The organism is Bradyrhizobium oligotrophicum S58 (assembly GCF_000344805.1).
Classification (GTDB): Bacteria; Pseudomonadota; Alphaproteobacteria; order Rhizobiales; family Xanthobacteraceae; genus Bradyrhizobium; species Bradyrhizobium oligotrophicum.
This window is the reverse complement of record NC_020453.1, coordinates 2,837,564-2,857,555: the sequence shown is the minus strand read 5'-3', so window position 1 is coordinate 2,857,555 and position 19,992 is coordinate 2,837,564. Positions and strand designations below refer to the sequence as shown.

Sequence of the window (19,992 nt, the reverse complement as noted above, 5' to 3'; positions counted from 1 at the left end):
CCTACGCGGCGCGCGCCCATTCGTCGTGCCAGGCCTGCGCCATCAGCACGTTCCACAGCCAATAGGAATGATTGTGGCGGCGGCTGACATGCTCGTCGAACATCCGCGTCACCCGTACCGGATCGAACAGACCCTGCCGCTTCAGCCGCTCCGGCGACAGCAGATCCGATGCCCATGATTTCAACGGCCCGCGCAGCCACGCATCGAGCGGAATGCTGAAGCCCGTCTTCGGCCGATCGATCATCTCCGCCGGGACGTGGCGATAGAGCACCTGCCGCACCAGCCATTTGCCGCGGCCATCACGCACCTTCATGCCGGCGGGCACCTTGGCCGAGAACTCGACGACGTCCTTGTCGAGGAACGGCACGCGCGTCTCCAGCGCGACCGCCATCGCCGCGCGATCGACCTTCTGCAGGATGTCGTCGCTCAGATAGCTGAGGGAATCCGCCAGGGTCATGCGGTCGAGCGGATCGAGCTTCGCCGCAAGCTGCCGCATCTCGCCCCCTGCCCAACTCTCCTGCTCCGTGCCGCCCACCACCGTCCCGGCCGGATCCTGATCGATCGAGCACAGCGTCCGATAAAGACCATCGAAGCCGTCGGCCGCGATGATGCGGCCGAGCTTGGCGACCTGATCACCGGCATGCCGCACCTTCAATCGGGCCGGCAACACCGGCTGCAGCGCTTTGAGAATCGTATCGGCCGGCTCCGGCGCGATCGCGCCGAGCGCGGCACCGATGGCGCGCCGCAGCGGCATCGGCAGCCGGCCAAGACGCGCCTGCAACGCCCCGCCCCAGACATGCCTGTTGTAGCCGCCGAACAGCTCATCGCCGGCGTCGCCGGACAATGCGACGGTGACGTGCCGGCGCGCGAGTTGCGCCACCAGATGTGTGGGGATCTGCGAGGAGTCGGCGAACGGCTCGTCATAGATGCGCGGCAGCTTCGGGACCACCTCCATCGCGGTCCGCGCATCGACGTAGAGCTCGGTATGATCGGTGCCGAGATGCTGTGCGACCCTGCGCGCATCCTCGGCCTCGTTGTAGCCGCCTTCGGTGAAGCCGATGCTGAAGGTGCGTACCGGCCGGTTCGCCTGGGCCTGCATCAACGCCACGATCGTCGAGGAATCGACGCCGCCGGACAGGAACGCACCGAGCGGCACGTCCGACAGGCACTGCCGTTTCACGGCGATCGACAGCAGCTGCTCCAGCCGTGCGATCGCCTCCGCCTCATTGCCGATGCGGTCCCCCTGCGCGGCAACGACACGGCCACGCAGCGACCAATAGGGTTGCGGCACGGGCCAGCTCCCCGGCGCCGCATCAGCGGAAAAGCGCACGAATGAGGCCGCAGGCAGCTTGCGTACGCCGGTCCAGATCGTGGCGGGAGCCGGCACATAGGAGTAGCGCATGAACGCCGTCAGCGCCGCGCGATCGAGCGACGGCGCCCATTCAGGGTGAGCCGCGAGCGCCTTCAGCTCGGAGCCGAACACCAGATCTGCGCCGCTCCAGCCGTAGAACAGCGGCTTCTCGCCGAAGCGATCGCGGGCCAGGATCAACTGCCGCGTTTCGGAGTCCCACAGCGCGAAGGCGAACATGCCGATCAGGCGCTGCAGCGCCGGCTCCACGCCCCACTGCCGGACGGCGGCGAGCAGCGTCTCGGTGTCGGAATGGCCGCGCCAGTTCGGCGCACCGCCACAGGATTCGAGTTCGGCGCGGACATCGAGGTGATTGTAGATTTCGCCGTTGAAGGTGATCGTGTAGCGCCCGCAGGCGCTGTGCATCGGCTGCGCACCCGCCTCGGAAAGATCGAGAATCGCCAGGCGCCGCTGCCCCAACGCAACGCCGGCATCGGCCTTCGCCCAAATCCCCGACGCATCAGGCCCGCGATGCGCCAGCGCGGCCGTCATCCGTTCGACGATGCCCGTCAGCCGCCCCTCATCGACGCCCCCGGGTCGCAACAGGCCGGTTATGCCGCACATGATGCCCTCACGGATGCCAGGAGCCGCCGTCGCATGGCTCAGCCTTGCTCGGTGGCATCGAGAAGGAACTCCTTCTCATGCCGCGCGAGAAAACCAAGGCTCGGCCGGCTCGCGCCGTAGTAATAAGGCAATTCCAGCGTCCGTCTCCAGCGCGCCAGCAGCCTTTCGGCGTCATGGCCAGCATCGAACTCTGCGATCCGACCGTCGGCAATCGCCAGGACTTCATCGACCGTGCGCAGGATATCCTCGGCCGAATTGTTCTCCGGATGCGCACCGTTGCGGCCGAGCACCGCGGCATCGAACACACGCCAGCGCCAAGGCGTGCTGGTGAGCTGGCGCTGCGTCAGCATGGCCCCATCCGCCAGCCGGACGGGCTTGAGAGCAAAGCGGACGTTGCTGTTCCACAACTGGGCGTCGGTCGTGATCGCGTTGACGACTGCGCACGGAATTCCGAAGCTGACCGCGACATTCGTCAGCCCGGACGTCGTTCCAATGAACGCCTTGGCATGGCGGATCAGATGGACGTCCATCAGATCGGATCTGAACTCGCTGGTCGCATAGTCGATCGTGCGCTCCATCGGCGGGAGTTTCGGCGAGTTCGGGCCACCGAGCTTGACGACCCACCCACCACGAGACGTGATGAGACGAATGGCGTCGAGCAACGTCTCGATCGGAGCATTACGATGCGTCTGGCCAGTCCCCATGAACTCGAGATAGTGCGCAGCATCCCGCGTGTGCAGGCAAACATACCAGTCATCGGATTTCATGCCATGCCGGGCGCGGAGTTCGCCATAGAGCTCAGCTACGACGTTCGCGCTGCCTGCGGTCTGATCATATTTGTCGCGCAGCGGATGCCCTCGTCCCTCACGCTCCCATTGTTGGATGGCGATCGCCCCCGCATCCTGCCATGGAACAGCCCGCCCATCGGGCAGCCGAAACGCATTGAAGTTCAGGCCGTACCAGCGCTGCAACGACAGCAATTCCTCGCCAACCCGTTCCGAAACGGTCTGCCCCAGCGCCAGCACCTTGCCCTGCCCTTCGAAGAGCTTGAAGAAGATGGCGTTGGCGATCAGCGCCGGCCGGACGACTATCACAGCCTTGCCTGACCACCAGCCGAGCTCACGCATGCGAAACAGAATGTCGAGCATGCCGAGATGACCAATCTGGGTGGTCCACTCCTCCGGAATGAGTCGGAGCTCCTCCAGAGACACGTCAAGCGAGCCGAGCAGCCGTCTCAACTCTTCAGAGAGGGGCGGCGGCGAGTCCCGGAGTTCCTGTTGCGCATTCAATGCACGCTCGAATAGCCGGACTCCAATCTCGCCGCGGCCAACATGGGTGACGCGCTGTCCGGCGAAGTTGCACAAGTCGAACAGGCGCCCCGGAGATCCGCAGATAATATCAAGGCTGTTGGGAGAATAGTGCGCGGGATGTCGTGCCGCGATGTTCTGGTGAGGGCGGAAGAGGTGCACACTGCCGCGGCAGGCCCAGAACATCGCATCGAGCGCGCCAGCTTCATCTCCCCCGATCACGTCGACCATCGCCTTGTAGAACGCCAGATCGCCTATCGCATCGAGTTCTTCGGGGCGCGCGCCTGCCGCGGCCTCTCGCGCATCGGAAAACTCGCCCAATTCGAACAGCGACCGAACGAGCGCACTTCTGAGCTCCGCGTCATCGCATGCCAAGGTCTCGCGTCGGACAGCACCGATCAACTCACGGTAAGCACCGATCCTGCAAAGGACGCGAACTGAGGAACTATAAAAGCAGCGGCTGAGCACCGTCGAGAAACGAAACCCGGGCTGACGAGCAAGGTGGGACGTGACATACGGGAAATAGGCCTGACAGAGCCGCCGCCTGAGCGGAACTCTAGCGGCTTCGGCGAGCACCAGAAGAAGGAACATGGTACGTCGGTGCAGCAGATTGAGGACCGCCCCAACGACGACAAAGACCAGATAAACCAGCCGCCTGCGGGCAAAGCGCTTCGACCTGTGCTCTTGCAGTTTCATGCGACCAAGTTCCACGCAACCTGTAGCCCCAACTGAACGCGTCCGGATCAAAGCGGAGCTCGGACCGTCTGCCCTGCATGTCGCGTCCGGCGCGCGCCCAAGATCATTTCTCAGGAGGAGGACGTACGTCCGTCGCGTTCGATGCGGCGCCCCCCAACGAGGAAACGCCAGCCCGCAGAGTTCAATCAGGAATTGAACTGATTGGATCGCGGTCAGCTATAACAGAGGTGCCGCGAACAAGCCAAGCCGAACATGATGATGACAATGAGCAAACCGACAGATCGACGTGAACAACGAGAGCCGAAGATAGCCTGCAGCTCTACCTATTCGGATCACTATGCATAGCGCAAACAGATCAGAGTGCAACAGATCAGACTGCAAACGGCTCGGATGGCAAACGGCGCGATCGCTCCAGCTGGAGCTGCCGATCTGGCGCTGCCTGGCATGCCCCCACTCGCCTCCGCAGTCACGTTATCATCTGGCCTCAGTGAGGCCAACGGGAAATGCCTGCTTGTATGCCGAGGTCTTGACGATCTCGCGAGCAAGATAGCTCGTAAATTTCTGCGCGCCATACCGATCCAGATGACCGCCGCCGTCGATCGTCGTCAGTCCATCGAAGGGCGGCGCGATCAGTTCGACGTTCAGCGCCTTTGCCAATTCGGCCGCCTGCTGCATGCAAGACTGGCTGTGCGGGACCAGCGTGAGCACGACCTGACCGCCGATCTCGGCAAGGAAGCTTCTCGCATAGTCCACGACGGCGGGATTCGTATGGCAGTCGGGATCCCGCGCCGACAGCATCGGCTTGTTGCCTTGAGCGACAAAACCAGGGTTGGCATCCAGCCCCATGTCTCCGTCGGAGATGCTCCGATAGAGGCCCGTCGGTGTGAAATATCCATTCTGATACGCGGCGATCAAATCCTCGATTCGCCAGTGGAGATTGCGGCCGATGACCGTGAGATATCCACGCAGTCGATTGCGCTGAACGGCGGCGATGGGCTGCTTCTGCGGACCGAGAGTGACATTCAAGTCATTGCTGAAAAAATGAACAAACTGGTCATCGGCATTGATGACCCACAGGCGCGGACGGATCCTCCATCGTTCGATGACCCGGCGCGAAAACTCGCCGCCCCGAATCCCGACGAAGGCCATGTTGTAGATCTTCAACCGGTTGAGCGCCTGCGATTCCTCGAGCGTCTGCCGATCGAGGGCATAGCTGACGAAGGACGGGCCGAGGAACACGATGTCAGCATTCCTGGCGGCGTCGACCGAGCCTCCCAGATTGCTGTAAAAGACGTCCTGATCCTGGATTTGCGGAATGCTGCGGCCCCCGAAATCACGATACCAGCCGGGGCTCTCCTTGCGCGGAATCTGCAACAGGCCATCTTGGAGGGTCCAGCCCTCGTGAGAGAACAGCGAGACACCCAGCAAGAGCACCAAGACGACCACGAGGCCTACGACGCCGACCATGCCAAGATAGCGCCTGGAAGCCGCCGATCCCAGCGTATCGCCCATTTCAGCCGCGTCTGCTGTCGACATCACGAAAATCTCGCTTGATGGTCTGTTTGGGCGTCGGATGACCGAAATCTGGGCAGGACAAGTGGCCGAGGACCAGCAAGCCCAAACAATACCGAACTTCGAATTCGGCGCATCCGCGCGAACCTGTCATGATGCCACTCGGACGCTTCCGCAGGAAGCCTGCTTGTCGCTGCAATCATTTCCGCGGGAGAAAGCCACGACACCGGCGGCGCCCCTCCTGCGTTTGCAGCGTCGGAAAGGGAATAGGGGTTACCAAGCACGATCGAATCGCAGCCGTCGCATCTGAGCAACCGCATGGCGCGCGCCCTGCATCGAGTCACGACCGTCCGATTCAATAAATGCGCAAGAACCCATTGTGGCACCGTTCGTCGACTTTCGAGCAGCCATAGCAGAAGACCTGCTGATGGAAAAGCGGCCGCACCCCGCTTCCCACGCTCGAAGGGAGCCCATTGACGTGGAGGATCGAGGAGAGACATCCCCCGAAAATCACGCAATATCAGACCTCACCAACTTGGCAGCGCTTGCAATCGTTGGTAAAGCACCCCGAGCATCCGGCGCCCACCAAGAAACTTGTTATGCTCTTCACGCAATTTGAGTTTCTGTTCCTCTTCCTGCCGGTGACGTTCGCCGGGTACTTCCTGTTGGCGCGTTTTTTCGCGCCGGCGGTGGCTCGCCTGAGCTGGCTTGCTGCGGCATCACTGGTCTTCTACGGCTATTGGGACATTCATTTCGTTCCCGTCATCCTGGTCTCCATCGTCTTCAATTACACGATGGGCCTTCTGATTGCCGGACAGAGCGGCAGGACGCGCACCGGGTTATTCGCATTGGCCATCACGCTGAATCTGGGAGCGCTGGCGTTCTACAAATATACGAATTTCGGCATCCAGATCCTCAATGCACTGACAGCGTCGAAGTACCCGTCGCTCGCGATCGTGCTTCCATTGGGCATCTCATTCTTCACCTTCACGCAAATCGCGTATCTCGCAGACGTTTACGGCGGCTATGCACGTGAACGGAGCTTCGTCAAATACGGGCTGTTCGTCACCTATTTTCCGCACCTCATCGCAGGACCGATCCTCCATCATCGCGAGATGATGCCACAGTTCGGCTCGGAGGAGAGCAGAAGGATCTCGATCGAGAACATCGCGGTCGGCCTCACGATTCTGACGATCGGCCTGTTCAAGAAATCGTTCATCGCCGACGGCTTTGGGCTGGTCGCGAATCCCGTATTTCAGGCTGCCAACTCCAGTCACCTTCATCTGATCGACGCCTGGGGCGGCGCGCTTGCCTACTCGCTTCAGATCTATTTCGACTTCTCGGGCTACTCGGACATGGCGATCGGCATATCGATCATGTTCGGGATCAAGCTGCCCTTCAATTTCGACTCGCCATACAAGTCGCAGAGCATCGTCGAATTCTGGCGACGCTGGCATATCTCGCTGTCACGCTTCCTGCGCGATTATCTCTACATCCCGCTTGGCGGCAACCGCCACGGCGAGCACCGGCGAAACGCCAACCTGTTCACTACAATGCTGCTCGGCGGCCTGTGGCATGGAGCCGGCTTCACGTTCGTGATCTGGGGCGCCCTGCACGGGCTGTTCCTGATCATCAACCATCGCTGGGGCAAGTTCGTCCAGGCGCGGCCGGCGCTTGCGCGTCATGCCGGCACGGCCTGGTACGCTGCGGCAGCGCTGTTGTTGACCCAGTTCGCCGTGGTTCTCGCCTGGGTGTTCTTTCGCGCCGACAATCCGAATGCAGCCATCCGGCTGATCAAGGGTATGGTCGGCCTGTCCTCTCCGGACAGGATCACGATGACCAATCTGGTCGACCCACGGCTGATGATCGCGATTCTGGTTGGGTATGCCGCATGTCTCGCATTACCCAACGTCAACGCGATGTTCGAACGATGGAATGTCGGGCTTGAGACCTATCACAATCCGCGGCCGTGGAGCGTTCTCGGTTTGAAGTGGCGCCCATCCCTGACCTGGGCGATCGGCACGTCGGTGGCGCTGGTCGCCGCCGTACTCATGAACATCATCGCTGGGGATACCTCCCAGTTCCTGTATTTCCAGTTCTGATCACCGACGTTCTTCTTCGGTGCGGCGCTCTGGCGCTCATCCCGACGGGCCAACGGTGCGAATGGCAGCCGAATGAAGGATCCGCCTCAACCGCACCACTCGCCACCACCAAATCCGACGCGGCGCTATGTCACCACAGTTCTGGCGGCCTCCGCACTCGCCGGCTACCTGCCTCCGGTCGGCCTCCTTCATGCCGCACGCCCCTTCGGCGCGGCGATGCGACTGCAGGATCTCGCCGAATCCCAACGCGATCATCCGGAGCAGATCGTGCTCCCGTTCGATCTGCGCTATAATGCAGCGTTCAAACTGGCGAGGCTCGAGCAGGAACGGCCTGAGGTCATCTGGATCAGTACATCACGTGCAGGGACGTTTCATGCGGCACTGTTCGCGCCGTACCGCTTCTACAATCTCTCGTTCACGGCCTGGACCACCAGTCAGACGGTCGATCTGTTCGACCGCGCCACGCGACGGCTCCGCCCCCGCGTCGCCATTCTCTCGCTCGACCATTTCCTGTTCGCCGACCGCTGGGAGGAATGGTTCGGAACTGCACGGAGGATGCACTACGATCACTCTCTCACCTATATCAGGTCGAGCCTGCTGGATTTTGCGCGGACGGCAACGCGACATCCGGCGACATTCCGGAACTACTTGAACGCGCCGAGCGCGTTCATCGGCACCCAATCCATCTTTCGTGAGGAGGGCTTCCGCAGTGATGGATCCTACCTCTACTCGCCCGGTCACATTGCCGACGCGCGTTTACATTACATGAACGCCGAGACGCTTGCTGAGACTCTCCCTCGCGCAGCAGGCGTCTCACCATGGCTGAAGCAGCCGATCGCGCGACTCGCCGAGATCGCAAGATCCCGCGGCGTGAAGCTCGTCGGTGTTCAGTTGCCATTCATCCGCGCTGGTATCGACCTGCTGGATCGCGACCAGAACGGTCCCCACGGATTCGGAGCTTGGCGGGAGTTTGCCGCCGACGAAACCCGAGAATGGTTGCGAAAGCTCGGGATTTCCTTCTTTGATCTGGCGCGCCTGCCCATGGCGGACGAGACCACCAGCTTTGTGGATGCATATCACTTGGCCGACACCGGCGCCGCAAGGGTCATGCTCCATCTGCTCAACGATCCGGAGTTTCGGAACTACCTTCCGAGCATGGATCCCACAAAGATCCAAAACTCTCTCTCCACCTACTAAGCGCCGAGCGCAAGACGGCGTTCTTGCAGCAGTCCGTTTTCACCACTAGCCTGAATGCCCGCGTCATCGACTTCAGGATGTTGCCGCCGCGAGCTTGCAGCATAAAAAATCATCGAATGGGTGCGACCGTTGACTCGGTACCTCGCGATAGCCATGACGCTGTTTGCTGTCGTATTCGTGCCGCTGCTGGCAGCCTTGGAGTGGGCTGCCTGGCGATTGGGCGCGACGGTCCCCCTTTCGGAAATTGCCATGGAGCAGTCGCGCAGCGACCGGCTCGTCTGGCTCGGTGCGTTCAAGGACTATGCGCCCTACAAGCTCGAGCGAATCAGGCAGATTCGCCCCGAGGTCCTGCTGGTGGGAAGTTCACGTTGCGGCCAAGCCCGCGAGCAGATGTTCCGCCCTTATGTCACCTACAACGCCTGTCTGACGGCGTGGCCGCTCGCGCACGTCGTGGATTTCATAGATCGTGCCACGACGATCGCGAAGCCGCGGGTCGTTATTGTCGCGCTGGATTACTTCCTGTTCGACGATATCCTTGCCGAAGCATGGCGGAAGGAACGCACGATGGGCTTCGACCGGGGCCCCGATTCGCACCGACGGGAGTTGCACAGCGTGGTAGATTTCTTGATCCGGACCAGCGGAAACGTTGAAACGATCCGGTCGGCGCTCCTGGTTCCGCAAGTCGAGCCAGTCGACAACAACCTATTGGTGGGTCCGGAGGCGATCCGCGGAAAGTTCGGATTCCGCAAGGACGGTTCGGTCATCGTCGCCCCGCCCTACCGAAGCACGTCGGCCGAGACATTGTCCCGAGGCGCTCAATACATCCTATCTTTCTGGGGCACATCTCACCTTAACGAAAGGCAGTTTCGCGAGGTCGAGCGCTTGTCCCGACTGTCTCGCGATCGGGGCTTCTCGGTGGTTGCGATCCAATATCCATTCCTGGAGAGCGCGGCTGCCTTCCTCGATACGGACAAAGCCTACTGGCCCTATTCCGGCCACTGGCGCGAGCTCAAAAGTCCACAGACCGCCGAGAGATTTGCCCGGCTCGGGATCCCGTTTTTCGACATGAGCCGCACCGAGATATCGCAGGATTCGAACAACTTCTTCGATCCCGCGCATCCCTCCGAGCGGGGTATGCTCAAAACCTATCTTACCCTGCTGACCCGACCCGAGTTCAGCAAGCTGTTCCCGCTCATCGACCGGGGCGCTCTGACGGCTGACCTCGATCGGGGCAAGGGCGAACAGTTCGACCTCTATCACTGAACCAGCTGGCCTTGATTCGCAGGTTTTGCTGGCCTTGGACAAGAATTTCAGCCTCGCTTCCTGTCCTTCGCCAACCATGGCGAGGACCGTGCTTAATAGACGAAACGTCAATTGGCCTGGGAACGCCAGGCATATGACCATTCAGTGCACCGCCGGGAGCGCGGGCGACGGCGTGCGCGGGCGCTCTGCCGAGGGAGCAACAGAGCATCCAAATTCAGAAACCGAATGTCATGCTCACAGGATTGTTTGTGCTGCTCCGCACACCTGATAAAGAGACACGAGAAACGACGGGTGGGCACCATGTTCATCGGGCCAATCAAGTGACGATCTTGATTTTCGACAGTGGAATCAATGTTGAGCGATGATCAAGGCAAATCCGGAACTGAGTGCCGGAACGGTTGTGCCAAGCCAGAAGTACACAAGCACTACAGATGTGAGTCGGGGCGAATAGCAGGATGACTGGCTATATGACCTCACCCCGCTCGAGCCGGAGGCGAAATCCTTGGATCAGGTGACCGATACTGCGCAGATGGATCTCGCCTGCCAGACCATTCGCGAATCCTGCGAATCTGGGCAGACGATTGCGTTCGTGTCAGGCAATTTCAACGTCGTGCACCCCGGACATTTGCGGCTTTTGAAGTTCGCGGCCGAGCAGGCCGACGTGCTCGTCGTGGGCGTCAACCCGGATTCCACGCCCGGCGTGACCTTGACGCAGGACATGCGCCTCGAGAACGTGCGGTCGATCGCGTTTGTGCACCATGTCGTGCGTTTGGAGACATCGGCGTCCGACTTCATTGCGCATCTGAAGCCGACCGTCGTCGTCAAGGGCAAGGAGTTCGAGGACCGCGCCAATCCCGAGCAGGAGGCCGTCGACGCCTATGGCGGACGTCTGATCTTCTCGTCCGGTGAACTGCGCTTTGCGTCTCTCGCGCTTCTGGAACGCGACGCGAACATCGACATCTCCACCGTCCGCAAGCCGCAGGAATTCCCCAAGCGGCACGGCTTCGAGATCTCGAATTTGAAGGATCTGCTCCGCAAGCTCTCCGGCATGCGGGTGGCCGTCATCGGCGATCTGATCGTGGACGAATACGTCACCTGCGATGCGGTCGGCATGTCCCAGGAAGACCCGACCATCGTCGTGACGCCGCTGATGACCCGCACCTTCGTCGGCGGCGCCGGCGCGGTCGCGGCGCATGCGCATGGCCTCGGGGCCGACGTGAAATTCTTCACCCTGGTCGGAGACGACGAAGCGGCGCGGTTCGCCCGCAACACGCTGGAACAGCATGGCGTCAACTTCAACGCCTTCACCGACCAGAGCCGGCCGACCACGCGCAAGCAGCGTTTTCGCGCGCTCAACAAGACGCTTCTCCGCGTCAATCACCTGCGCCAGCACGCCTCCGATGCCGACCTGCAGCGCCAGATGCTGACCTCGGTCGAGCGCGCTCTGAAGACCTGTGATCTTTTGCTGTTCTCCTGCTTCAACTATGGCTGCCTGCCGCAGGATCTGGTCGACGCGATCGCGGATCGCGCCCGCGCCCAGGGCGTGATGATGGCAGCCGACAGCCAGGTGTCCTCGCAGACCGGCGACGTCTCGCGTTTCAAGGGCATGACCCTGCTGACGCCGACCGAGCGCGAAGCCCGCGTGGCGCTGAACGACTTCATTTCCGGCCTCGCCGTGATCAGCGAGCGGCTGGTCGAACGGGCCCGAACCAAGAATCTCGTGATCACGCTCGGCGCTGAGGGCGCGCTGATCAACACCATGGCCGAGGGCGTCTTCACCTCGGATCGCCTGCCTGCGTTCAATCCGTCGCCAAAGGATGTTTCCGGTGCCGGCGACAGCTTCTTCATGGCCTGCTCGATGGGCCTGCGCGCGGGCGCCGACATCTGGCAAGCCTCCTATCTCGGCTCGCTGGCCGCAGCGCTCCAGGTCTCCCGGGTCGGCAATTTGCCGCTGACGACAGCGGAGCTGGTGCGAGAAATCGACGAGACCGGCTTCAGCCAAGAGTAAGATCAAGAATAGGATGTCGTCATGCGTGCCCTTCTGCTCGCGGCCGGGATCGGAAGCCGGCTGCGTCCGCTGACCAATACGACGCCGAAATGCCTGGTGCGTGTGCACGACCGGCCCTTGCTGGACTACTGGCTCGACCTCGTATTCGAAGGCGGCATCGAGCGCGCATTGCTGAACACGCACTGGCTCGCCGAGCAGGTCCACGCCCACGTCGCGCAGTCGCGCTGGCGCGACCGGATCGATCTCGTTCACGAAGATGAACTGCTCGGGACCGGCGGCACCGTGCTCGCCAACCGTGCCTGGTTTGGCGACCAGCCGTTCCTCGTGGCCCACGCCGACAATCTGACCGATTTCGACGTCGCGGGGCTGCTCGCCGCCCATCGCGACCGCCCCGAAGGCTGCATCATGACGATGCTCGCATTCCGGACCGACGATCCGAGCTCGTGCGGGATTCTCGAGCTGGATGCTCAGCACAGGGTGATCGCCTTCCACGAGAAGGTCAAAAACCCGCCTGGGAACCTCGCCAATGGCGCGGTCTATGTGTTCGATCCCGCCGTGATCGCCGACATCGCGGCGCTGGGAAAACCGATCGTCGACCTCTCCACCGAAATCATCCCCAACTATTTGGGACGCATTTTGTGCGTGGAAACCAGCGGTTATCATCGGGATATCGGCAACCCGGAAAGCTTGCGCCGGGCCCATTTGGAGTTTAATCACGAACCGCGCCGTGGCGGGGACGCTTGACGGGCGATTTTCGCCGCTGGGCTGGTCGCCTTCCCCCGCCAATTTGTATAAATGTGCGCGCGACACGCCAGCCGGCGAGACGACAGGCGAGCCACGGGGATTGCTCAGATGAAAGTATTCGTGACCGGAGCGTGCGGCTACAAGGGCAGCGTGCTCGTGCCGAAGCTCCTGAAGGCCGGCCACAAGGTCGTCGCGTTCGACATCATGTGGTTCGGCAACTTCCTCGAGCCGCACCCCGACCTTACGGTGGTTCAGGGCGATGTGCGCAATCCCGACGCCATCGACCTCACCGGCGTCGATGCCATCGTTCATCTCTCCAGCGTCGCCAATGACCCTTGCGGCGATCTCGACCCGAAGCTGACCTGGGAGATCTCCTGCCTCGCCACGATGCAACTCGCCGACCGCGCCTATCGCCACGGCATCAAGCGCTTCATCTATGCCTCCTCCGGCAGCGTCTACGGCGTCAAGGAAGAGGAGCAGGTCACCGAGGACCTCGAGCTGCTGCCGATCTCCGAGTACAACAAGACCAAGATGTGCGGTGAGCGCATCGTGCTGTCCTACAAGGACGACATGGTGGTCCAGATCGTCCGCCCCGCCACGGTTTGCGGCTACTCGCCGCGCCAGCGGCTCGACGTCTCCGTCAACATGCTGACGATGCAGGCGCTGATGAACGGTCGCATCACGGTGTTCGGCGGCGACCAGACTCGCCCCAACATTCACATCGACGACATCACCGACCTCTATCTGTTCCTGCTCGATCATCCCGAGCACACCGGCGTCTTCAATGCGGGCTTCGAGAACATCTCCATCCTCGACATTGCCAATCTGGTCACCAAGCACGTGCCGGCCGAGGTCATCGTGACGCCCTCGAACGATCCGCGCAGCTATCGTGTCAATTCCGATCGCCTGCTCGCGACCGGCTTCCGTCCGAAGAAGACGGTGGAGGATGCGATCAAGGAAATCATCGGCATGTACTCGCAAGGCCAGCTCAAGAACGAAGACCGCTGGTACAATCTGAAATGGATGGAGAAGGAGGTCGTGAAATGAACGTCTTGGCCTTCAAGACCCCCGGCAGCCTGTTCGCCGACTACACCAGCCGCTTCAGCACCGTGCTGAAGGATTTCGACTGGAGCCCGGTCGAGAAGCTCGCCTATGATCTGCGCGACTGCTGGCAGACCGGCCGGCAGGTGTTCTTCTGCGGCAATGGCGGCAGCGGCGGCAACGCCAACCACCTCGCCAACGACTTCCTCTACGCGCTGTCGAAGACGCCGGGCTCCGGCCTGCGCGTACATTCGCTGTCGTCGAACCCGTCGGTGATCACCTGCCTCGCCAACGACGAAGGCTACGACCAGGTGTTCTCGCTGCAGCTCGCCGTGCTCGCGCGCAAGGGCGACGTGCTGATCACCTTCTCCGGCTCCGGCAACTCGCCGAACATCCTGAAGGCGCTCGAAGAGGGCAAAAAGATCGGCATGACCAGCTATGCCGTGCTCGGCTTCACCGGCGGCAAGGCCAAGGCGCTCGCCGACGTGCCGATCCATTTCGCTGTCGACGACATGCAGATCGCCGAGGACGCGCAGATGGTCATCGGCCACATGATCATGCAGTGGCTGTACGCCCAGCGTGGCGACATCATCACGACGCGCGAGGTCTGACGGGCAAGGACGATGGCTGCGAACGAAAAGTACCTGATCCTCGGCTCGAACTCCTTCTCGGGCGCAACCTTCGTCGACTTTCTGGCCGCGGCCGGTCACGACGTCATCGCGACCAGCCGCTCCGACGAGCCGCATGACGCCTTCCTGCCCTACAAGTGGCAGAAGCGCCCCGGCAACGTGCGGTTCAAGCGCATCGATCTCAATCACGATCTCGACGCGCTCAAGGCGCTGCTCGCAGCGGAGCGGCCGACGCATGTCGTCAACTTCGCGGCGCAGAGCATGGTCGGCGAGAGCTGGCTGTATCCCGACCATTGGATGATGACCAACGTCGTCTCCGCAGTCCGGCTGCACGACATCCTGCGCAACTATGACGGCCTCGACCGTTACGTCCACGTCACGACGCCCGAGGTCTACGGCTCGACCGAGGGCTGGGTACGCGAGGACGCAGCCTTCAACCCGTCGACGCCCTATGCGGTGTCGCGCGCCGCCGGCGACATGAGCCTGCGCACCTATTTTGCCAACTACCAGTTTCCGGTGGTCTTCACCCGCGCGGCCAACGTCTACGGCCCCGGCCAGCAGCTCTATCGCATCGTGCCGCGCACCATCGTGGCCGCGATGACCGGGCAGAAGCTCCGGCTCGACGGCGGCGGCAAGTCGATCCGCGTCTTCATCCACATGACCGACGTGTCGGATGCGACGATGAAGATCGGACGCAAGGGCACGCTCGGCGAAACCTACCACATCTCCGGCTATGAGCTGGTCTCGATCCGCACGCTGGTCGAGATGATCCTGGCCCGGCTCGGCAAGAACTTCGAGGACTGCGTCGAGATCGGCCCGGAGCGCCCCGGCAAGGACACCGCCTACACGCTCGACAGCTTCAAGCTGCGGACGGAACTGGGCTGGCGCGACACCTTCTCGCTGGAACAGGGCATCGACGACGTCATCGCCTGGGCGCGACGCTTCGAGGGTGCCATGGCCAAGCTGCCGACCAAGTACGAACATAAACCCTGATCGAGACCCCTGCGCTTCCCCGAGGAGGCGCGACTGGAGAGCACGATGAACGTTGCAGTCCGGAGCCCGGCGGCCAAGCCTGACGCCGCCGCCCTGAAGGCGCAGGCCGCAAAGCTGCGCGGCAAGATCATCGAGATGTCGCACAAGGCGCAGGCCGCGCATCTCGCCTCGTCGCTGTCCTGCGCCGATGCGATGACCGCGGCCTATTGGCACGTGCTGAACATCGACCCGAAGAACCCGACGGATCCTCTGCGCGACCGCTTCATCCTGTCGAAGGGCCACGCCGCCGCGGCCCTGTTCGCGACCTTGGCGATGAAGGGCTACTTCCCGATCGAAGAGCTCGACACCTACTGCCAGGACGGCGGCCGGCTCGCCGAGCATCCGCCGGCCAATCTGCTGCCCGGCGTCGAGGCCGCCACCGGCTCGCTCGGCCACGGCCTGCCGCTCGGCTGCGGCATGGCGCTGGCCGGCCGCATCAAGGGCGAGAATTACCGCGTGTTCGCGCTGCTGTCGGACGGCGAGAACAATGAGGGCTCGGTGTGGGAGGCGGCGATGTTCGCCGCCGCCCAGAAGCTCGAGAACGTCTGCGTCGTCGTCGACTACAACAAGTGGCAGGCCACCGCGCGCTCCAACGAGACCCTGATGCTGGCGCCGCTGCGCGACAAATGGGCCGCCTTCGGCTGGGACGCGCATGAGATCGACGGCCATGACGTCAGTGCGCTGGCGGAAGCCATGCAGAACATCCCGAACGGCTCTGGCAAGCCGGTGGCGCTGATCGCCCACACCGTGAAGGGCAAGGGCGTGTCGTTCATGGAGGACGACAACAACTGGCATTACCGCGCCCCCACCGCTGAGGAAGTCGTCAAGTCGTTCAAGGAGCTCGGCCTGTCATGAGAAACGCTTTCGCCGACGAACTGACCAAGCTCGGCAACGAGGACAGCCGCGTCGTGATGCTCTCGGGCGACATCGGCAATCGCCTGTTCGACAAGTTCAAGGACAAGCATCCCAGCCGCTTCTTCAACTGCGGCGTCGCCGAAGCCAACATGATGGGCGTCGCCGCCGGCATGGCGATGAACGGCCTGCGCCCGGTCGCCTACACCATCACGCCCTTCGTCACGACGCGCTGCCTGGAGCAGATCCGCACCGACGTCTGCTATCACGAGGCCCCGGTGACGATCGTCGCCGTCGGCGCTGGGCTCGCCTATTCCGGCCTCGGCCCGACCCATCACGCCTGCGAGGACATCTCGTTCCTGCGTTCGATTCCGAACATGGTCGTGATCTGCCCGGGTGACGCCTTCGAGGTGCGCGGTGCGCTGCGTGCGGCCATGCAGCAGGATCGGCCGGTCTACATCCGCATGGGCAAAAAAGGTGAGCCTGTGGTTCACAAGGGCCCCATCGCGGATTTCAAGATCGGCAAGGCGATCACGATCGAGGAAGGCAGCGACGTCTGCCTGCTCTCGACCGGCAACATGCTGCCGGAAGTCATTGAAGCCGCACACAAGTTGAAGGAGAAGGGCATCTCCGCCGAGGTCGTGAGCTTCCACACCGTGAAGCCGCTGGATGAGGACAAGCTCAAGCAGGCCTTCAGCCGCTTCAAGCTGGTCGCGACCATCGAGGAACATTCGCTGATCGGCGGCTTCGGCGCCGCCGTGTCCGAATGGCTGGTCGACAGCGAGACGCAGCATAAGAAGTTCCTGCGCTTCGGCACGCCGGATGCCTTCTTCAAGAAATCCGGTGAACAGGAATATGCCCGCGAGGTGCTGGGACTGACCGGCCACCAGATCGCGGACAAGATCATCCACGCGTTGAGCTGAGACATCACATGAAGACCCAAGCTGCCCTCCTGGTCCAGACCGGCCAGCCGCTCGTCCTGGCCGAGATCGAGACGCCGGCCCTGAAGCCGGGGCAGGTCCTGGTCGAGATCGCCTATTCCGGCGCCTGCGGCACGCAGGTGATGGAGTGGCGCGGCGACAAGGGCGAGGACAAATGGGTCCCGCATTGCCTCGGCCACGAGGGCACCGGCACCGTGATCGAGGCCGGCAGCGCCGTCACCAAGGTCAAGGTGGGCGACAAGGTCGTGCTGTCCTGGATCAAGGGCAGCGGCATCGAGGCCGGCGGCGCCGTCTATGACTGGGACGGCAAGAAGGTCAACGCTGGCGGCGTCACCACCTTCCAGCGCCACGCCGTCGTCAGCGAGAACCGCCTGACCCTGCTGCCGCCGGACCTGCCGATGGACGTCGCGGTGCTGCTCGGCTGCGCGGCGCCCACCGGGATGGGCGCGGTCTACAATGTGCTGAAGGTGCAGCCGGGCGACGCGGTCGCCGTGTTCGGCACCGGCGGCATCGGCCTGAACGCGCTGATGGCCGCGGCGCTCGCCGGCGCGATGCCGGTGATCGGCATCGATCCGAACCCGACGCGGCGCGCGCTCGCCCAGATCTACGGCGCGACGCATGTGATCGACGCCAGCGGCGACGTGCTGGCCGAGATCAAGAAGATCGTGCCGCAGGGCGTTGATCTCGCGGTCGAATCCTCCGGCATTCCCGGCGTCATGGATCAGGCAATCAATTCCACCCGCCAGCAGGGCGGCCGCGCGGTCGTGATCGGCAACGCCAAGCATGGCGCGGCGCTGACGCTGAACCCCGGCGTCTTCAACCAGGGCAAGAGCCTGCTCGGCACCTGGGGCGGCGACAGCGTTCCGGATCGCGATTACGGGCGCTACGGCCGGCTTCTGAGCTCGGGCCGGTTCCCGGTGCGGGATCTCCTGTCGAAGCCCTACAGCCTCGCCCAGGCCGACCAGGCGCTGCAGGACCTCGCGGCCGGCAAGGTCGGCCGGCCGCTGATCGACATGTCCTTGCGTTAAGTCCACGCCATGCGGATCGGGATCGATTTCGACAACACGATCGCCTGCTATGACGGCGTGTTTCATGCGGCTGCGCTCGAGCGCGGCCTGATCCCGGCCGACCTCGGCCGCGACAAGAACAGCGTGCGCGACCACCTCAACGGCTCCGGGCGCAAGGACGACTTCACCGAGCTGCAGGGCTATGTCTACGGCGCTCGCATGGACCTGGTGTCGCCCTATCCTGGGTTCGCCGAGTTCGTCACGGCCGCCCGGGCGGCCGGCCATGACCTGTTCATCGTCAGCCATAAGACCAAGCACCCCATTCTCGGACCCAGGCACGACATGCATGCCGCCGCGCGCGGCTTCCTGACCGACCGCGGCCTGATGGGATCGGCCGCCAGCCAGATCGCGCCGGACCGGGTGTTCTTCGAGCTGACCAAGGACGAGAAGGTCGCCCGGGCGCATGCGCTTGAGTGCGAGCTGTTCGTCGACGACCTGCCGGAGATCCTGGGGATGACCGGCTTCCCTGAGGGCATGCGCAAGGTGCTGTTCGATCCGGAGAACCAGTTCGCGACCAAGGCCACGCCGTATGAGCGTCGCGCCTCCTGGGCCGAGATCGCGGCGGATGTCGTCCGTGACCGCGGCTGAGGCCGGCGCGGATGCCGATGCCGCCCTGCTGGCGCTGGCGCAGCGCCTCACCGCGCAGGCCGGCAAGGCAGCGCCACAAGCGCTGACGCGGCTGGCCGGTGGCCGCAACAACCAGGTGTTTCGCGTCGACACCGAAGCCGGCCCGCTGGTCCTCAAGCGCTACTTCACCGACGCCCGCGACACCCGCGACCGGCTCGGCGCCGAATGGAGCTTCATCAGCCATGCCTGGTCGCTCGGCGTCCGCGTCGTGCCCGAGCCGTTGGCCTGCGACCGCGCCGAGCAGGCTGGCCTTTACAGCTTCGTCGAGGGGCGCAAGCTGACCGCGATCGAGCTCGCGCCCGCTCATGTCGATGCCGCGATCGACTTCGTGCTCGCGGTGAACACCCCGCCCCGCCCCACCCTCGCGCCGGGGTCGGAAGCCTGCTTCTCGCTCGCCGAGCACCTCGCGACCGTCGAGCGCCGCGTCGCCCGGCTGGCGACACTCGATGCCGACGTGCCGCATGTAGCGGAGGCCCGGGACTTCGTAGCGGCGCGGCTGCAGCCGGCCTGGGCCGACGTGAAGGCGACCATCCTGCGCGGCGCCGCGGCCGAAGGGCTCGCCTTCGAGGCCGCCATCCCCGCCGATCAGGTCTGCCTGTCGCCGTCCGATTTCGGTTTCCACAACGCGCTGATCGACGATGCGGGCAAGCTGACCTTCCTGGATTTCGAATATGCCGGCCGCGACGATCCGGCCAAGCTGGTGTCGGACTTCTTCTGCCAGCCGGAGGTGCCGGTGCCGCTGCCCGTGCACGAGCACTTCATCGACCGACTGACGGACGGCCTTGGGCTCGACGCGGGCAGCGTGGCACGCTGCCGGTTGCTGATCGACGCCTATCAGGTCAAATGGACCTGCATCATCCTGAACGACTTCCTGCCGCTCGGCGCCACGAGGCGCGCCTTCGCCGACACCGGCGCCTGGACGCAGCGCTGCGCCGCGCAGCTCGCCAAGGCCGAGACGCAGCTCGGCCTGATCGGCGCCACATCCGATTAATCGACACTCAC

The 19,992-nt window shown here is 63.2% G+C and carries 16 protein-coding genes; 13 read left to right on the top strand and 3 right to left on the bottom strand.

Annotated elements, in window-relative coordinates; all coding sequences use genetic code 11:
- Nucleotide 1: 1 nt before the first annotated feature.
- The 3 genes from asnB to S58_RS12385 form a co-directional block, all read right to left on the bottom strand.
- Nucleotides 2-1,972 (bottom strand): asparagine synthase (glutamine-hydrolyzing), encoded by a 1,971-nt coding sequence (gene asnB, locus S58_RS12395; RefSeq protein WP_015665658.1) that lies wholly within the window; start codon nucleotides 1,970-1,972, stop codon nucleotides 2-4.
- 38 nt (nucleotides 1,973-2,010) lie between these two features.
- Nucleotides 2,011-3,975: a TIGR04372 family glycosyltransferase gene (locus tag S58_RS12390; protein ID WP_042339321.1), complete on the bottom strand. Its 1,965-nt coding sequence runs from the start codon at nucleotides 3,973-3,975 to the stop codon at nucleotides 2,011-2,013.
- Between the two features lie 474 nt (nucleotides 3,976-4,449).
- Nucleotides 4,450-5,511 (bottom strand): hypothetical protein, encoded by a 1,062-nt coding sequence (locus S58_RS12385; protein WP_144058301.1) that lies wholly within the window; start codon nucleotides 5,509-5,511, stop codon nucleotides 4,450-4,452.
- Between the two features lie 575 nt (nucleotides 5,512-6,086).
- Here S58_RS12385 and S58_RS12380 point away from each other — a divergent pair.
- The 13 genes from S58_RS12380 to S58_RS12320 all read left to right on the top strand — a co-directional run bounded on the left by S58_RS12380 (nucleotide 6,087) and on the right by S58_RS12320 (nucleotide 19,981).
- Complete coding sequence (locus S58_RS12380) at nucleotides 6,087-7,589, top strand: MBOAT family O-acyltransferase (protein ID WP_015665653.1); 1,503 nt, start codon at nucleotides 6,087-6,089, stop codon at nucleotides 7,587-7,589.
- 72 nt (nucleotides 7,590-7,661) lie between these two features.
- The gene (locus S58_RS12375; RefSeq protein ID WP_015665652.1) at nucleotides 7,662-8,786 is read left to right on the top strand and encodes a hypothetical protein; all 1,125 of its coding nucleotides are present in this window, start codon (nucleotides 7,662-7,664) and stop codon (nucleotides 8,784-8,786) included.
- A 153-nt stretch (nucleotides 8,787-8,939) separates the two neighbouring features.
- The gene (locus S58_RS12370; protein ID WP_015665651.1) at nucleotides 8,940-10,049 is read left to right on the top strand and encodes a hypothetical protein; all 1,110 of its coding nucleotides are present in this window, start codon (nucleotides 8,940-8,942) and stop codon (nucleotides 10,047-10,049) included.
- Nucleotides 10,050-10,551: 502 nt separating this feature from the next.
- Nucleotides 10,552-12,057, top strand: a complete 1,506-nt coding sequence (locus S58_RS12365; protein ID WP_015665650.1) for a PfkB family carbohydrate kinase — start codon at nucleotides 10,552-10,554, stop codon at nucleotides 12,055-12,057.
- A gap of 21 nt (nucleotides 12,058-12,078) precedes the next feature.
- Nucleotides 12,079-12,801 (top strand): nucleotidyltransferase family protein, encoded by a 723-nt coding sequence (locus S58_RS12360; protein WP_015665649.1) that lies wholly within the window; start codon nucleotides 12,079-12,081, stop codon nucleotides 12,799-12,801.
- Nucleotides 12,802-12,909: 108 nt separating this feature from the next.
- A complete protein-coding gene (locus tag S58_RS12355) occupies nucleotides 12,910-13,848 on the top strand; it encodes an NAD-dependent epimerase/dehydratase family protein (protein ID WP_015665648.1) in 939 nt (312 codons plus the stop codon).
- Nucleotides 13,845-14,453 carry an SIS domain-containing protein gene (locus S58_RS12350; RefSeq protein WP_006608947.1) on the top strand — a complete coding sequence of 203 codons (609 nt, stop codon included), beginning with the start codon at nucleotides 13,845-13,847 and terminating at the stop codon, nucleotides 14,451-14,453. Before S58_RS12355 ends, S58_RS12350 begins: the two co-directional genes overlap by 4 nt.
- Before the next feature lie 12 nt (nucleotides 14,454-14,465).
- The gene (locus S58_RS12345; protein WP_015665647.1) at nucleotides 14,466-15,464 is read left to right on the top strand and encodes a GDP-mannose 4,6-dehydratase; all 999 of its coding nucleotides are present in this window, start codon (nucleotides 14,466-14,468) and stop codon (nucleotides 15,462-15,464) included.
- A gap of 45 nt (nucleotides 15,465-15,509) precedes the next feature.
- Complete coding sequence (locus tag S58_RS12340) at nucleotides 15,510-16,358, top strand: transketolase (protein ID WP_015665646.1); 849 nt, start codon at nucleotides 15,510-15,512, stop codon at nucleotides 16,356-16,358.
- Nucleotides 16,355-17,278 (top strand): transketolase family protein, encoded by a 924-nt coding sequence (locus tag S58_RS12335; protein ID WP_015665645.1) that lies wholly within the window; start codon nucleotides 16,355-16,357, stop codon nucleotides 17,276-17,278. The genes S58_RS12340 and S58_RS12335 overlap by 4 nt, the downstream gene beginning before the upstream one ends.
- 8 nt (nucleotides 17,279-17,286) lie before the next feature.
- Nucleotides 17,287-18,324: a zinc-binding dehydrogenase gene (locus tag S58_RS12330; RefSeq protein WP_015665644.1), complete on the top strand. Its 1,038-nt coding sequence runs from the start codon at nucleotides 17,287-17,289 to the stop codon at nucleotides 18,322-18,324.
- A 9-nt stretch (nucleotides 18,325-18,333) separates the two neighbouring features.
- The gene (locus tag S58_RS12325; protein ID WP_015665643.1) at nucleotides 18,334-18,951 is read left to right on the top strand and encodes an HAD family hydrolase; all 618 of its coding nucleotides are present in this window, start codon (nucleotides 18,334-18,336) and stop codon (nucleotides 18,949-18,951) included.
- Complete coding sequence (locus tag S58_RS12320) at nucleotides 18,929-19,981, top strand: aminoglycoside phosphotransferase family protein (RefSeq protein ID WP_244440755.1); 1,053 nt, start codon at nucleotides 18,929-18,931, stop codon at nucleotides 19,979-19,981. The genes S58_RS12325 and S58_RS12320 overlap by 23 nt, the downstream gene beginning before the upstream one ends.
- Nucleotides 19,982-19,992: the final 11 nt, after the last annotated feature.

Excerpts from the sequence above, each read along its gene's own strand:
- asnB (WP_015665658.1), bottom strand. The coding sequence starts at position 1,972 with ATGTGCGGCATAACCGGCCTGTTGCGACCCGGGGGCGTCGATGAGGGG.
- S58_RS12390 (WP_042339321.1), bottom strand. The coding sequence starts at position 3,975 with ATGAAACTGCAAGAGCACAGGTCGAAGCGCTTTGCCCGCAGGCGGCTG.
- S58_RS12385 (WP_144058301.1), bottom strand. The coding sequence starts at position 5,511 with ATGTCGACAGCAGACGCGGCTGAAATGGGCGATACGCTGGGATCGGCG.
- S58_RS12380 (WP_015665653.1), top strand. The coding sequence starts at position 6,087 with ATGCTCTTCACGCAATTTGAGTTTCTGTTCCTCTTCCTGCCGGTGACG.
- S58_RS12375 (WP_015665652.1), top strand. The coding sequence starts at position 7,662 with ATGAAGGATCCGCCTCAACCGCACCACTCGCCACCACCAAATCCGACG.
- S58_RS12370 (WP_015665651.1), top strand. The coding sequence starts at position 8,940 with ATGACGCTGTTTGCTGTCGTATTCGTGCCGCTGCTGGCAGCCTTGGAG.
- S58_RS12360 (WP_015665649.1), top strand. The coding sequence starts at position 12,079 with ATGCGTGCCCTTCTGCTCGCGGCCGGGATCGGAAGCCGGCTGCGTCCG.
- S58_RS12355 (WP_015665648.1), top strand. The coding sequence starts at position 12,910 with ATGAAAGTATTCGTGACCGGAGCGTGCGGCTACAAGGGCAGCGTGCTC.
- S58_RS12350 (WP_006608947.1), top strand. The coding sequence starts at position 13,845 with ATGAACGTCTTGGCCTTCAAGACCCCCGGCAGCCTGTTCGCCGACTAC.
- S58_RS12345 (WP_015665647.1), top strand. The coding sequence starts at position 14,466 with ATGGCTGCGAACGAAAAGTACCTGATCCTCGGCTCGAACTCCTTCTCG.
- S58_RS12340 (WP_015665646.1), top strand. The coding sequence starts at position 15,510 with ATGAACGTTGCAGTCCGGAGCCCGGCGGCCAAGCCTGACGCCGCCGCC.
- S58_RS12335 (WP_015665645.1), top strand. The coding sequence starts at position 16,355 with ATGAGAAACGCTTTCGCCGACGAACTGACCAAGCTCGGCAACGAGGAC.
- S58_RS12330 (WP_015665644.1), top strand. The coding sequence starts at position 17,287 with ATGAAGACCCAAGCTGCCCTCCTGGTCCAGACCGGCCAGCCGCTCGTC.
- S58_RS12325 (WP_015665643.1), top strand. The coding sequence starts at position 18,334 with ATGCGGATCGGGATCGATTTCGACAACACGATCGCCTGCTATGACGGC.
- S58_RS12320 (WP_244440755.1), top strand. The coding sequence starts at position 18,929 with ATGTCGTCCGTGACCGCGGCTGAGGCCGGCGCGGATGCCGATGCCGCC.